Annotated in this window: 10 protein-coding genes; 1 reads left to right on the top strand and 9 read right to left on the bottom strand. The window is 60.1% G+C overall.

The genetic code is table 11. The features are described from left to right. Positions 1–21: 21 nt before the first annotated feature. Together adhP and exaC are read right to left on the bottom strand one after the other, a co-directional pair. Complete coding sequence (adhP, locus tag IE091_RS00690; protein ID WP_189462552.1) at positions 22–1,050, bottom strand: alcohol dehydrogenase AdhP; 1,029 nt, start codon at positions 1,048–1,050, stop codon at positions 22–24. Positions 1,051–1,173: 123 nt separating this feature from the next. Further along, positions 1,174–2,694: an acetaldehyde dehydrogenase ExaC gene (exaC, locus tag IE091_RS00685; protein ID WP_189462551.1), complete on the bottom strand. Its 1,521-nt coding sequence runs from the start codon at positions 2,692–2,694 to the stop codon at positions 1,174–1,176. Positions 2,695–2,811: 117 nt separating this feature from the next. On the opposite strand from exaC, the gene IE091_RS00680 reads away from it, so the two are divergent. Beyond that, complete coding sequence (locus IE091_RS00680; protein ID WP_189462550.1) at positions 2,812–3,531, top strand: response regulator; 720 nt, start codon at positions 2,812–2,814, stop codon at positions 3,529–3,531. Positions 3,532–3,542: 11 nt separating this feature from the next. Here IE091_RS00680 and IE091_RS00675 read toward each other — a convergent pair whose 3' ends face one another. The 7 genes from IE091_RS00675 to IE091_RS00645 all read right to left on the bottom strand — a co-directional run bounded on the left by IE091_RS00675 (position 3,543) and on the right by IE091_RS00645 (position 13,118). Further along, positions 3,543–4,925 carry an ATP-binding response regulator gene (locus IE091_RS00675; RefSeq protein ID WP_189462549.1) on the bottom strand — a complete coding sequence of 461 codons (1,383 nt, stop codon included), beginning with the start codon at positions 4,923–4,925 and terminating at the stop codon, positions 3,543–3,545. Beyond that, positions 4,903–6,084 (bottom strand): nitric oxide-sensing protein NosP, encoded by a 1,182-nt coding sequence (gene nosP / locus IE091_RS00670; RefSeq protein ID WP_422822506.1) that lies wholly within the window; start codon positions 6,082–6,084, stop codon positions 4,903–4,905. The genes IE091_RS00675 and nosP overlap by 23 nt, the downstream gene beginning before the upstream one ends. Next, the gene (locus IE091_RS00665) at positions 6,041–8,287 is read right to left on the bottom strand and encodes an ATP-binding protein (protein ID WP_189462547.1); all 2,247 of its coding nucleotides are present in this window, start codon (positions 8,285–8,287) and stop codon (positions 6,041–6,043) included. The genes nosP and IE091_RS00665 overlap by 44 nt, the downstream gene beginning before the upstream one ends. Further along, positions 8,274–8,780: a putative pterin-binding protein gene (locus tag IE091_RS00660; RefSeq protein ID WP_229800673.1), complete on the bottom strand. Its 507-nt coding sequence runs from the start codon at positions 8,778–8,780 to the stop codon at positions 8,274–8,276. Before IE091_RS00660 ends, IE091_RS00665 begins: the two co-directional genes overlap by 14 nt. A gap of 194 nt (positions 8,781–8,974) precedes the next feature. After that, positions 8,975–9,790 carry a DUF2189 domain-containing protein gene (locus tag IE091_RS00655; protein ID WP_039175452.1) on the bottom strand — a complete coding sequence of 272 codons (816 nt, stop codon included), beginning with the start codon at positions 9,788–9,790 and terminating at the stop codon, positions 8,975–8,977. A gap of 285 nt (positions 9,791–10,075) precedes the next feature. Continuing rightward, on the bottom strand, positions 10,076–10,504 hold the full coding sequence (locus IE091_RS00650) for a universal stress protein (RefSeq protein ID WP_039175450.1): 429 nt from the start codon (positions 10,502–10,504) through the stop codon (positions 10,076–10,078). A 13-nt stretch (positions 10,505–10,517) separates the two neighbouring features. Continuing rightward, complete coding sequence (locus IE091_RS00645; RefSeq protein ID WP_189462546.1) at positions 10,518–13,118, bottom strand: TRAP transporter permease; 2,601 nt, start codon at positions 13,116–13,118, stop codon at positions 10,518–10,520. Between the last annotated feature and the right edge of the window lie 53 nt (positions 13,119–13,171).

Genomic DNA, 13,171 nt, shown 5'->3' with positions numbered 1-13,171 from the left:
GGTGATGCCATTCACTGGCGATTAGCTCGCCATGTCCAATACGATACGGCCTTCGATCTTGCCGTCGATCATGCGTTGGAAAACGTCGTTGATGTTGTCCAGCGTGTCGGTGGCTACTGTGGCCGTGACCTTGCCTTCGGCGGCGAAGTCCAGCGCTTCCTGCAGGTCGCTGCGTGTACCGACGATGGACCCGCGAATGGTAATGCCGTTGAGTACCGTGCTGAAGATCGGCAGCGGGAAATCACCAGGCGGCAGCCCATTCAGCACCAGCGTGCCACCGCGACGCAGCATGTTTTGCGCCTGATCGAAGGCTTTCGGTGAAACGGCCGTGACCAATGCCCCATGGGCTCCGCCAATGTTCTTCTTCAGATAGGCCGCCGGGTCAGTTTTCATGGCGTTGACCGTCACCGTCGCTCCCAGGCGTTCAGCCAGGGCCAGCTTGCCGTCATCGATATCCACCGCTGCGACGTTCAGCCCCATGGCCTTGGCATACTGCACGGCCATGTGCCCCAGCCCACCAATCCCGGAGATCACCACCCACTGGCCCGGGCGAGTGTCGGTCATCTTCAAGCCTTTATAGACCGTCACCCCAGCGCACAGCACCGGAGCGATGCCGATGAAATCCACCGACTCCGGCAGGCGCCCCACATAGCCTGCATCTGCCAATGTATAGTCGGCAAAGCCGCCGTTGACGCTATAGCCGGTGTTTTGCTGAGATTCGCACAGCGTCTCCCACCCGCCCAGGCAGTGCTCGCAGTAGCCACAGGCGGAGTAGAGCCAGGGCACACCAATGCGGTCCCCCTCTTTGACGTGGGAGACGCCCTCTCCCACGGCCACGATGTAGCCGACGCCCTCATGCCCGGGAATGAACGGTGGCGAAGGCTTGACCGGCCAATCACCGTGGGCGGCGTGTAAATCGGTATGGCAAACCCCGGAGGCCGCCACTTTCATCAATACTTCGCCCTGTTTGGGACGAGGTACATCGACTTCTTCGATGACCAGCGGCTGGCCAAACTCGCGAACCACTGCCGCGCGCATTGTGCTATCCATGTGCAACTCCTCTTGATGGTCGATACGGCCATTTGAAAACGGCTCTTATCAATAGAGTCAGCGTCAGGGGGGACTGACAATACCGCCCGGCAGATGCCGGGCGGCGTTATACATAGACGCAGGCTAGAAAAAGCCCAGCGGATTGATGTCGTAGCTGACCAGCAGGTTTTTGGTCTGCTGGTAGTGCTCCAGCGCGACCTTGTGGGTTTCACGACCAACCCCGGACTTCTTGTAGCCACCGAAGGCCGCATGGGCCGGGTACTGGTGGTAGCAGTTGGTCCACACGCGGCCTGCCTGAATGCCACGCCCCATGCGGAAGGCCACGTTGATGTCGCGACTCCACACGCCTGCCCCCAGGCCAAACTCGGTGTCGTTGGCAATGGCCAGCGCTTCCTCTTCGTCCTTGAAGGTCGTGACGGCCACCACCGGGCCAAAGATCTCTTCCTGGAACACGCGCATCTGGTTATTGCCTTTCAGCAGCGTGGGCTGAATGTAGTAACCGCTGTTGATGCTGTCGTCGAGGGTCTCCTTGTCACCCCCAGTGAGGAACTCCGCGCCCTCGTCACGGGCGATGTCCATGTAGGACATGATCTTGTCGAACTGCTCCTGAGAGGCTTGGGCACCCACTTGAACGTCGGTATCCAGCGGGTTGCCGCGCTTGATGGTTTTGGTGCGTTCGAGCACTTTGGCCATGAACTCGTCGTACATGCTCTCCTGAATCAGCGCACGCGACGGGCAGGTACACACTTCGCCCTGGTTGAAGAAAGCCAGCACCAGGCCCTCAACCGCCTTATCGATGAAGGACGGTTCGGCCTGCATGATATCGGCGAAGTAGATATTGGGCGACTTGCCGCCCAGCTCAACAGTAGAGGGAATGATGTTCTCGGCCGCGCACTTGAGAATATGCGACCCTACGGGCGTCGAGCCGGTAAAGGCAATCTTGGCAATACGCTTGCTGGTCGCCAGCGCCTGACCGGCTTCCGCGCCGAAACCGTTGACGATATTGAGCACGCCTGGCGGCAGCAGGTCACCGATCAGCTCGACCACTTTCAAAATGGAAGCGGGCGTCTGCTCGGCGGGCTTGAGCACCACGCAGTTACCGGCGGCCAGCGCGGGGCCAAGCTTCCAGGCAGCCATCAGAATGGGGAAGTTCCAGGGGATGATTTGCCCAACGACTCCCAGCGGCTCGTGAAAGTGATAGGCCACGGTATTGGCGTCGATGTCGGCAGCGGTGCCCTCCTGGGACCGCAGGCAGCCCGCGAAGTAACGGAAATGGTCGACCGCCAGCGGAATATCGGCATTGAGCGTTTCCCGCACGGCCTTACCGTTATCCCACGTTTCGGCCACGGCCAGCATTTCGAGGTTTTGCTCTATGCGGTCGGCGATCTTGAGCAGAATGTTGCTGCGCTCTTGCGCGGAGGTCTTGCCCCAGGCAGGCGCTGCCTGATGGGCGGCATCCAGCGCTTTTTCGATGTCTTCGGCGCTGGAGCGGGGAATTTCACAGAACACTTTGCCATTGACTGGGCTAATGTTGTCGAAGTATTGGCCCTTCACCGGTGGCACGAACTCACCGCCGATGTAGTTGCCATAGCGTTTTTCGAACGAGACGACTGAGCCCGATTCACCTGGGTTGGCGTAGATCATGGTGCTGCTCCTGAGTATTATGATTATTAAAAGGTGCCTATTCAGTGTTGGCCACCGAAGGCAATCCCGATATCGCCCAATGGCAGGATGCACCCTCATTCCTTGGTAGGAGATGCCATGTATTCGCTACTAGTGGCCGATGACCACCCGCTGTTTCGCGACGCGCTTCAAGCGGTCATCCGCGGCGGGCTGGCAGACACGCGGCTGTTGGAGGCTGACAGCCTGGCGGCAGCCATGGCGCATATCGAGGCACACGACACGCTGGACTTGCTGCTACTGGACTTGAGCCTGCCGGATGCCGACGGCCTGGAAGGGTTGAAAACGTTGCGCAACGCCTTTCCCTGGCTGCCGGTAGCCATCGTCTCGGCGCATCAGGAGCGCCAGCTGGTGCTGGATGCCATCACCCAAGGCGCGGTGGGCTATATCCCCAAGTCCACACCCAGTCAGCAGCTGTTGTCGGCGCTGGAGCAGATACTCCAGGGCCAGCTGTATCTGCCTGCCGATATCATGCGCCGCCCTCCTGCCCAACGCGCACCTGTCGCGGCCAGCGTCTCCTCGTCGGCCACCCTCCAGGACGTCGAACGACCCGCGCGCCTACCGCGCTTGACCGACAAGCAGTTGGATGTGTTGAGCTGCATGAGCCAAGGGATGTCGAACAAGCAGATCGCGCGGGAACTGACGATTGCCGAAACCACCGTCAAGACCCATGTTTCCGCCATCCTGCGCAAGCTGGGCGCGTCCAGTCGCGTACACGCCATCGTACTGGCCGGCGAAGAGGACTTGAGCAGCCATATCGCCCAGCGCACTGCCGGTCTGTCGGGTAAATCCGTCGATTGAGCCAACGCGCCTTATCCGGGCTGGCGGCTCTCCAGCAGGCTTCCCAGCAGCATCTTGAGCCGCAGGGGCTTCAGGGGTTTCAGCAAGTAGTGCAGGCCCGCCTCCCGAGAGGCGCGCTTGACCGCGGCTTCGTGGTTGGCGGTAATGACGACGGTCGCCAAGCCGGGATAACGCCGCCGCAGTCGCGCGGCCAGATCGATACCATTTTCGCGATGCTCACCCAGATGATAATCCACCAGCAGAACCGCAGGTCGCTCCCCGTCACTGGCCGCCTCCAGCGCACTCACCGTAGCGGCAGCACGCACGCGGCAACCCCAACCGCCGAGCAGCGCCTGCATGCCCGCGAGGATGGCCGGGTCATCATCCACCACCCACACCACGCAGCCCTGTAGAGGGTCTTCGTGCCACCAACCAGCGTCTACCCCGCTTGCAGACACGGCACCGGCCGATCCCGCATAGGGCACGAGAATGGAGAACAGGGAGCCGCGCCCGGGGCGCGACGTAAGCGCAATCGGGTGTTCCAGCATGGCGCTGATACGGTCGACGATGGCCAGGCCCAGCCCAAGCCCGCGGCTGTGGTCCCCCTGCGGCTGGCTGGCACGGCGAAATTCGAGAAAGATCGCCTGCCGCTGCGCTTCAGGAATGCCGGTGCCCGTATCCCCCACCATGATCTCGAGCCCGTTGGCGCGTCGCCGACATCCCAGCAGCAGGTGCCCCTGTTCGGTGTAGCGCACGGCGTTACTCAGGAAGTTGCGCACCACTCGCGCCAGCAGTGCCAGATCCGAGTCCACCCAGGCCCGAGACGCCACGTAGTGAAACGACAAGCCGCGCACGGCAGCCACCTGACGATACTCTTCGGCCAGCGCATCCAGCAGGGTACTCACGGCAAAGGGTGCCTTGTCGGCGTGGAGCACCCCGGCGTCCAGCCTTGAAATGTCCACCAGCGTGCCCAGCAGGCCTTCGACATCCTTCAAGGAGCGGCCGATATGCCCCACCAACGCCTGGGAGGTATCGGGCAACGTATGCGTTTCCAAGGCGCTGGCAAACAGCCGTGCGGCGTTCAAGGGCTGCAGCAAGTCGTGGCTGACCGCCGCCAGAAAGCGGGTCTTGGAGAGGTTGGCGGCTTCGGCCTGCGCATTGGCCGCCAACAGCCGAGCATTCACGCGCCCAAGCTCATCCAGCGCGCGATGCAGGGCATCGGTGCGCTCGCGCACCTGCTCGGCCAGCAGCACTGAGCGTTCGAACGCGGCATACGGGGCGCCGCTGGGACTGCCGCCTGACTCCACGCGCTCCATCAACGCTTGGCATACTTTGCGCAAACGGCGATTTTCCTCCTGCAGCGTTGCCAGAGTCGGCTGTTCACCGTGTTGCTCAGGAGGCTGGAAGAGCGCCAAAGGCCACCCCCGTAAACGTCTGATTCACATGCATGCCATGATGCTGCTCACCATAGGTATTGAAACCGACCACGTTGGCATGGCGCAGCAGCATCGAGGCCTGAGCCAGCTGGCCCAACGACTCGAGCGCCATGCGCCGCAAAAAACAGTCACAACCAAGAATGGCCACTGGTGCCCCCAGGCGAGCTTCCACCCGTGCCAGCATGGTCGCCAGGTTCTCCAACAAGGGGGCTGGCTGCATGGCCGTGAGTACGATGCCATTTTCAACGGCACAGTAGAAACTCAGGCTGTCGTCGTCATTGACACGCTGGATGGAGCGAATGTAGTGCTGGCCTCCCAACCGCACGGCCAGCGGGTGCCGGGCAAATACCACGGGGTCCAGTGCCGCCACCGGACGCCCTACCAGTTCGGCATAGAGCTGGGCCGCAGGCAACCCATTCAGCTCATGTACCCGCCGCTGCTCATGGTCGACCGCCGTCACCACCAGCTTGTGCGCCAGGGGCCGCAAATGGTGCGTGGAAAACACCTCGAACGGCAGCTGAGTATTGATCATCACCACCACGGCAGCCTGGGTGTGAAAGCGGCCATTCGCGTAGACATGGGTATGGGACAGATGATTGTCGTCACCGGCCGAGCCTCCGAAGCTGGGAATGCGCCCCAGCGCGGCATCCAGAGTGGCCAGCACCTGCTCTTCTCGGCTCGACAAGCCATCCAGCAGCGTGAGCGCAAAGCTGTGTTCATTGACGGGCGCCACCGCCTGCTGCCGACAATGATCCAGCAAGGTGTCGACCAGTGACTGAGCCACGGCGAGATCAAAACCTTCGAGATCGTCGATCAATGCCGTTTCGACGGCGAAAAACCGCTGATCGAGACATATGGCGACAATGGACCCTCGCTCGTAACCTTGCGGAGTCAGCTCACCTGCCGTGGTACAACCGCTGATGGGCAGCTCACCAAAGGCAGCACCAAGCGCCGTTGCCAATGCCTCCAATGGGTACTCCGCGCTGCAAAAGAACAGCAAAAAGCCCGCATTGGGGTGGTGCAGTTGGGAGGCCAGCTCTGCGGCCGCCTGAGCGGGGTCGGCATGGCGACTTGCAGCCGTACGAATACCGCTGTCAGTAGAGTTGATGGTCACGACGCCATTTCTCCAGCGCTGCATGAGTACGACCTGCGCAGTGGCGTACGCTGCTGAATGCACGCATCAGTTGCTCACCTTCGGGCGCAGGCATATCGGCCATCAGCTCCAGGCGCTTGGCCTCGGCAGCCAACCGCTCGGCTCCGATGCTCAACGACTCGCCGCGCAGCTGGTGCGCTAGCCGCTTCACTTGCAGTGCCTGTTCGCTGCCCACGTGCCCTTCACGGGAGAAGTAGCCGGCTAGCTGCGCGGTATAGTCGCTGACTTGCTGGTGATAAAGCACGATCAGTTGGGTCACACTCTCGCTACCCAACGAGGCCAACAGCGTTTGCAGTGCGGACTCGTCCAACAGGCACGCGTCATCATGCTCTTCCCGTGTCTCAGGCATGCTGGGTAGAAGCTGCCCGTGCTGTTCGGTCAGGTGCAGTGCCAGCACATTGCTCAATGCCAGCAGCGATAGCGGCTTGGTGATGTAATCGTTCATCCCGGCGGCCAGACAGCGCTGACGGTCATCGTCTGCTCCGCCCGCGGTCATGGCGATGATGGGCACCTGCTGACACCAGCCTGCCTGTTGGCGCAGTCGACGCGTGACCTCGATGCCGCTCATATCGGGCAGCTGGATATCCATGAACACCAGGTGTACTGGCTGACGCTTGACCATGTTCAGCGCTTCATGGCCATTTTCGGCACACACCACTTCACACCCCAGTCGCGAGAGCAAGCCCACGGCCACTTTCCGATTGACGGCATTATCTTCTACCAGCAGTAGCGAGAACCCCGCAAAATCCTTGGAAGGAACGACGGGCAAGGGAGCATCGATCGGGCTTGCTTCGACCAAAGGCAGCTCACACCAGAATGTACTGCCCTGACCAGGCTCGCTGTTCACTCCCATGCGGCCCTGCATGGCTTCGCACAAGCGCTTGCAAATCGCCAGCCCCAGCCCGGTACCCCCGTAGCGCCTGGCGACGCTCTCGTCGGCCTGCTGAAAGGGTTCGAACAAGGATGCCTGCTGTTCAGGGTGAATGCCGCACCCGGTATCGCGGATTTCAAATACCAGTGCGTTGACGGTAGAACTGACGCGGATGGTGACGCTGCCATGATCGGTGAACTTGATGGCGTTGGCGATCAGATTGAGCAGAATCTGGCGCAGCCGACCAGCATCGATCATGACCCAGGCGGGCACCAGCGCATCGATATCCAGCGCGAGCTGCACGCCCTTGGCCTGAGCCCTGGGTTCGAACAGTGCCATGACGCCTTCCACCAAGGGGGTGAGCGCCGTGGGGATCGTTTCCAGCGTCAAATGACCTGCCTCGATCTTGGAGAAGTCGAGAATCTCGTTGATCATGGCCAGCAGCTGATTGGCGCTCTCGTGGATCGTTCGGGCGTAATCTTCTACCTGAGCAGGGCTGGCAGGCTCACGCAGCAGTTCGCTCATCCCGATCACGCCGTTCAGAGGCGTACGAATTTCATGGCTGACCATGGCCAGGAAATCGGATTTGGCATGGTTGGCCGCTTGCGCCTGGCGAGCGGTCACCTGGAGCTGTTTGCCCAGCTGCTCCTGTTCACGGCGCGCGGCCGCGCTTTCCCGCATTTCACGCACCAAAAACGCAATGACCAGCAAGACGGCCACGCTCATTCCGAACAGCAGCGTAATGAGCAGCTTGTACAGCGTGCTCAACAAGGCGCGCTCTTCTGTTGCCGACTCGGCGAGATAGCCATTGATCGCAATCACGAAACGTTCGGTCAGGCGAGTGAGGGCCTGCAGCTCTGTTTCCAGTTCCGTGATGGGCAGTGGGGTCAGCACGGCATAGGGCTCGAACATGGGGTCAAGCCGATCCAGTTGCTGTTGAATCGACGCCAATAGCTCCCTCGCCGCGCTGATACTCTGCAATAGCGAACTCACCTCGCCTTCTCGCAGCAGCGTGATGCGGCTGTAGAGCAGCTCGAACCTCAGGTTGAGCGCGTCTTGAGCGGTGGGAGAGAGCGAAGTACGCGTTTCTGCCAGCAGATGATTCAATAGCTGAACGGCATCGCGATCGAGTTTATAGACCACCCAGGCCGTATCTTCACGCAAGCTCTGGGTCAGGTTGTCCTGGCGCCATGCGGAGAGCCCTGCCACCACCAGTGCGGCGGCAAACAGCAGCACCGTGATGATGGCCAGCAGCTTGAGACGCCGAGGGTAACGCAGCAAGCGAGGTGCCCGAGGCGTAGACTCACTGGCGGACATTGATATGCATTACCTGCCAGACTGCCCTGAAGCGCATGCGCTCGCTCAGCAGTGCTTCGTCATGATCGAAAGGGTAAAGCACCCATAGCGGGCCATACTCACGAATCGGGATGGCTTGATCATCGCGCTCCAGCGCGAGAATGACATCGTAGTCGTAAAAGTCACTGATCGGGATTTCCGCCTCGTAACCATTCAGCGCGGCAACGTTGACGGTATCTCCCTCGCTCTCCAGGAACTCCAGCAACGTGCGCATCAACGGCCCACGGTAGTGGCTTTTGCCTTCTGTCCACGGTGTCCCGGTGGTAAACGAGTGCTGCGGCAACGCCAGCAGCATCTCATGGTCGAATTGTGCCTGTTGCTCTGCGTTGGTGGCTCCGATGCCACCGTCGACCGTGAGAATGACAGGCCCTTCAGGCGCTCCCAGCGGCTTTGTCGTCTCTGCCAGCACTGCATGAGGAATGCTGAACGCCAGCATGATCCACCCCAATAACATCGCTTTCACTACTATGCCCTCGTATCGTATTGCCCTGAGCGCACCACGCGAATCAAGCCTTGCGACAGGGACAAAATAAAAAGAGATGGCGCCTAGGGTACGCCATCTCGATTCACAGGTCAGGCTAATTACGATGTTTTTGGCCCGTCGCGAATGACATCCTCCTACCGAGGTGACATTGCATCAACGTATTATCACGTCTTCAGCTGCTCGATGGGCTCAAAGCGCACCAGCTCTTCGTAGGCGTGCCAGCTGGCATGCCCAAGCACGGGCAGAATCAGTGCCAAGCCGATATAGAACGTCATGACACCCACCAGCACACAGCCGGTCAGGATGGCGGCCCACAGCAGCATCGGGCGGAAATTGCGTGCCACGCAGCGCACGCTGGCTTCGATGCCTTCCATGAAGGTCAGGTCTTGATCCATCAGCGTCGGAATGGCCACCACGCTGATCGCAAACGCGCCAAAGGCAAGCACTCCTCCTGCCACTGTGCCAACGGCCAACATTCCCAACCCCTCGGGCGTAGTGAGCAGCGCGGTATACAGCGTAGCGGGGCTCGGCACTTCAAAACCGAAGAATAGCGCGAACAGCAGCGTGGCCAAGCGAATCCAGGCGAGGAAGAAAATCATCATCATCACGCCCATCATGGCCAACTGACCCGCATGGGGCTTCCAACTGCCAAACGCATCGCCCAGGTTGGGGACACGTCCCTGCTCAAGGGCACGGCTGATACCGTAAGACCCAACGGCCACTAACGGCCCCACGAACATGAACCCGGCAATCATGGGCAGCAGCCAGTACCAGTAACCCAGCGTGAAGGCCCCAGCCGTAATGGCAATACTCAAGCCCACCCAGAACAGTCCGTACGCTAGACTGATGGCGGACGCACGACGAAAATCCTCTACGCCAGCGGCCAGCCAGGCTCTTGGCCTGTCCATGCCCACCTTGTTGATAGTGATCTTGACGTTGGGCACACCTGCCACTGGCTGTGTTTTTGTTGTTGCATTCATGGCGTAACTCCCGTGATTTACCCCAGATGGCGTTGTCGCACCAAACACTCAGGCAAATGCTTACCCTGTGTGATGACACCATTAATTCCACGTTAATGGCTTAATGCTCTTTTAATGTAGTTGAGTTGTTTCCGGGCGAAGCGCTTTCATGGAGTCACGTACAAAAAATCCTCAAGAGGGTCCATTACCAACGAATAATTCGATGCGTTAGCGCTGGGTAATATGCAAAAAAACGCGCCAGGCTAGATGCCTGGCGCGTTGCTTGGGTGCTTTCGAAGCGAGTGGTTAGCGCACGATCATGACCGACACTTTGGCATGATGCACGACGTGCTCGGCGTTGGGGCCCAGCACATAATCGACGAACTTGCGCTTGGTATGCGAGGCCATCACGATCAGGTCGGCATCGATTTTCTTGCCGACCTTGATGATGGCCTCCCAGGGCGAGCCATCGACGATCACGCTTTGGGTCTTGATCCCTTCAGGCACCTGCTCCTTGATGAACGTGTGCTGCGCCTCCTTGATGGCCGAGTGGGCTTTTTCCGAGAAATTTTTCGGAAAGTAGGCCCCCACCATGGGCATCTTGAACTCTGGCAGTACCGTCACGATATGCAGCGATGCTCCAAAGGTCTGGCACAATGTCACTGCCGTGGGCAGCGCCTTCTTCCATGACGCTTCTTCGTTCAGGTCCACCGGCAGCAGGATCTTCTGATACATGATCGTGGTCTCCTCAGGTGGTGGTGGCCATGGCCGTACGCTCTTTCTCGCGACGACGGCGCTGCAGCATGACGACAAAGGCAAAGAGGACGAACCCGGGTATCCACATCCACTCTTTTGCCCAGCGGTCGACGGGCGCCAGCACTTCGAGGATTTCCTGATCGAAATCAAAGCCCAGATCCTGTGCCAGACCGCCGAACTGCACGAAATCGACCGTGGCCTGATCACCGTCTACCCACAGCTCCATGCCCAGACGCTCCATGCGTTCTTCAGCAGAGTCGCCACGCGGCACGGGCACCAGAATATACGTGGTCATGGGGTCACCGAAGTTGTCTTCTCCCGCGATTTGCACGCGCAGGTTACTGCCATCCTCGACTTGCCCAAGCGCTTCTGCAAACTGTGCTGGCGGCACCGACTCGTACGGATCATGGATGCGGTCCATCCAATAACCGGGGCGGAACAGGGTAAAGGCAACCAGTAGCAGCAGCAGCGACTCGTACCAGCGGCTGCGAACCAGCATGTAGCCTTGGGTTCCCGCCGCGAAGATCAACATGGCAATGGTCGCGATGATGAACACCACGATCCCCTGCAGGAACGAAACGTCGATCAGCAGCAGGTCGGTATTGAAGATGAACAGGAACGGCAGCGCCGCCGTGCGCAGGCTGTAATAGAACGCCTGGAAGCCCGTCCGCAGAGGATCGCCCCCCGAAACCGCCGCCGCCGCAAACGACGCCAGGCCCACCGGGGGCGTCACGTCGGCCATGATACCGAAGTAGAACACGAACAGGTGCACGGCAATCAGCGGCACGATCAAGCCGTTCTGCTGGCCCAACAGGACGATGACGGGGGCCATCAGAGCCGATACCACGATGTAGTTGGCGGTGGTCGGTAGCCCCATGCCCAGGATCAGGCTGAGCAGCGCCGTCAGCAGCAGGATCATCATCAGATTGCCGCCCGACAGCACTTCGACCACGTCGGCCAGCACCAGGCCTACGCCAGTCTGGGATACCGCACCGACCACGATGCCGGCAGTGGCCGTGGCAATACCGATCCCGATCATGTTGCGGGCACCGGCCACCAGACCATCCCATAAATCAAGGAAACCTTCCTTGATGTCGGCGGCCATCTTGCTGCGACCACGGAACAGGGCAATGATCGGACGCTGGGTGAGCATGATGAAGATCATGAACACGGTTGCCCAGAAGGCAGACAGTCCCGGCGAGAGCCGTTCGACCATCAAGCACCAGACCAGCACCACGACCGGCAGGATGTAGTGCAGCCCGACCATGACCGTGGGACGCGTCTGAGGCAGCGTGACGACCTTGGAGTTGGGGTCGTCCATCTCCAGCTCAGGGTAGCCCGCCCCGATTTTCAGCAGGCCCACGTAGGCCACTGCCAGCAGCACTGCGACGACCCATGGGGTCGCATCACCCAACAGGGGTTTCAGCCACCCCAGGCCATAATAGACCGCAAACGAGAGAGCCATGATCAGAATCAGGCCGGTCAGGAAGCCCAGCACCTTGTTGATCAACGGGCGTGCCGGGTTGCTGGACGGCAGACCGGTCATGTTCGCCTTCAGTGCCTCGAGGTGAACGATATAGATCAATGCAATGTAGGAAATGATGGCCGGCAGGAACGCATGCTTGATGACTTCCACATAGGGAATGCCGACATACTCCACCATCAGGAAGGCGGCAGCCCCCATGACCGGCGGCATGATCTGGCCATTCACCGAAGAAGCGACTTCCACCGCGCCCGCTTTCTCCGAGCTGAAGCCGACGCGTTTCATCATGGGGATGGTAAAGGTACCGGTGGTGACCGTATTGGCAATCGAAGAGCCCGAAATCAGTCCCGTCATGCCCGAGGCCACCACCGCTGCCTTGGCCGGACCGCCCTTGAAGTGCCCCAGCAGCGAGAAGGCCACTTTGATGAAATAGTTACCGGCCCCGGCTTTATCCAGCAAGGCGCCAAACAGTACGAACAGGAAAACGAAACTGGTAGATACGCCGACCGCGATACCAAACACCCCTTGCGTGCCCAACCACTGGTGGTTGATCAAGCCGTTCAGGCTGACCCCACGGTGGGCAAGAATGCCTGGCATATAAGGCCCGAACAAGGAATAGGCGATAAACACCCCGGCCACGATCATCAGCGGTGGCCCTAACGCACGACGGGCGGCTTCCAGCAGCAGCACAATGCCGACGACGCCGACCACCACGTCCTGGGTGATGGGCCTGCCCGGACGCTGAGCCAAATCACCAAAGAACAGAAACAGATAGGCGCCGCAGAAGGCGGCAACCGCAGCCAATCCCCAATCCAGCAGGGGCACGCGATCACGCGGCGAGCGCTTGAACGCAGGATAGGCCATGAAGGCCAGAAACAGCGCAAATGCCAGGTGAATGGAGCGCGCTTCCGTAGAGTTGAAAACGCCGAACCCGAGCATGAAAGGAAGTGGCGATGCAATCCATAGCTGAAACAGCGACCAGGCAGCTGCAATACTTACCAGCAGCTTACCCGGCACGCCCAGGGGTTTCCTTGCCCCTGTATCGCTGGAAGCGACCATATCCTCCAGGTCGCTTCCCGCGGCTGCCGAAGGTTGTTTGTCATCACGCATACGCTTGCCCTGCCTAATGGTCAGCACTGTGAATCAGTACTTTCAACAAGAAG

Origin of the sequence: Vreelandella hamiltonii (assembly GCF_014651775.1) — a bacterium.
GTDB lineage: Bacteria > Pseudomonadota > Gammaproteobacteria > Pseudomonadales > Halomonadaceae > Vreelandella > Vreelandella hamiltonii.
Note: the sequence above shows the minus strand (reverse complement) of the source record. Positions and strands in the feature narration are given on the sequence as shown.

What these genes read in the sequence shown, in the direction of transcription:
- adhP (WP_189462552.1), bottom strand. Translation starts at nt 1,050, where the DNA reads ATGGATAGCACAATGCGCGCGGCAGTGGTTCGCGAGTTTGGCCAGCCG.
- exaC (WP_189462551.1), bottom strand. Translation starts at nt 2,694, where the DNA reads ATGATCTACGCCAACCCAGGTGAATCGGGCTCAGTCGTCTCGTTCGAA.
- IE091_RS00680 (WP_189462550.1), top strand. Translation starts at nt 2,812, where the DNA reads ATGTATTCGCTACTAGTGGCCGATGACCACCCGCTGTTTCGCGACGCG.
- nosP (WP_422822506.1), bottom strand. Translation starts at nt 6,084, where the DNA reads ATGCAGCGCTGGAGAAATGGCGTCGTGACCATCAACTCTACTGACAGC.
- IE091_RS00665 (WP_189462547.1), bottom strand. Translation starts at nt 8,287, where the DNA reads ATGTCCGCCAGTGAGTCTACGCCTCGGGCACCTCGCTTGCTGCGTTAC.
- IE091_RS00660 (WP_229800673.1), bottom strand. Translation starts at nt 8,780, where the DNA reads ATGTTATTGGGGTGGATCATGCTGGCGTTCAGCATTCCTCATGCAGTG.
- IE091_RS00655 (WP_039175452.1), bottom strand. Translation starts at nt 9,790, where the DNA reads ATGAATGCAACAACAAAAACACAGCCAGTGGCAGGTGTGCCCAACGTC.
- IE091_RS00650 (WP_039175450.1), bottom strand. Translation starts at nt 10,504, where the DNA reads ATGTATCAGAAGATCCTGCTGCCGGTGGACCTGAACGAAGAAGCGTCA.
- IE091_RS00645 (WP_189462546.1), bottom strand. Translation starts at nt 13,118, where the DNA reads ATGCGTGATGACAAACAACCTTCGGCAGCCGCGGGAAGCGACCTGGAG.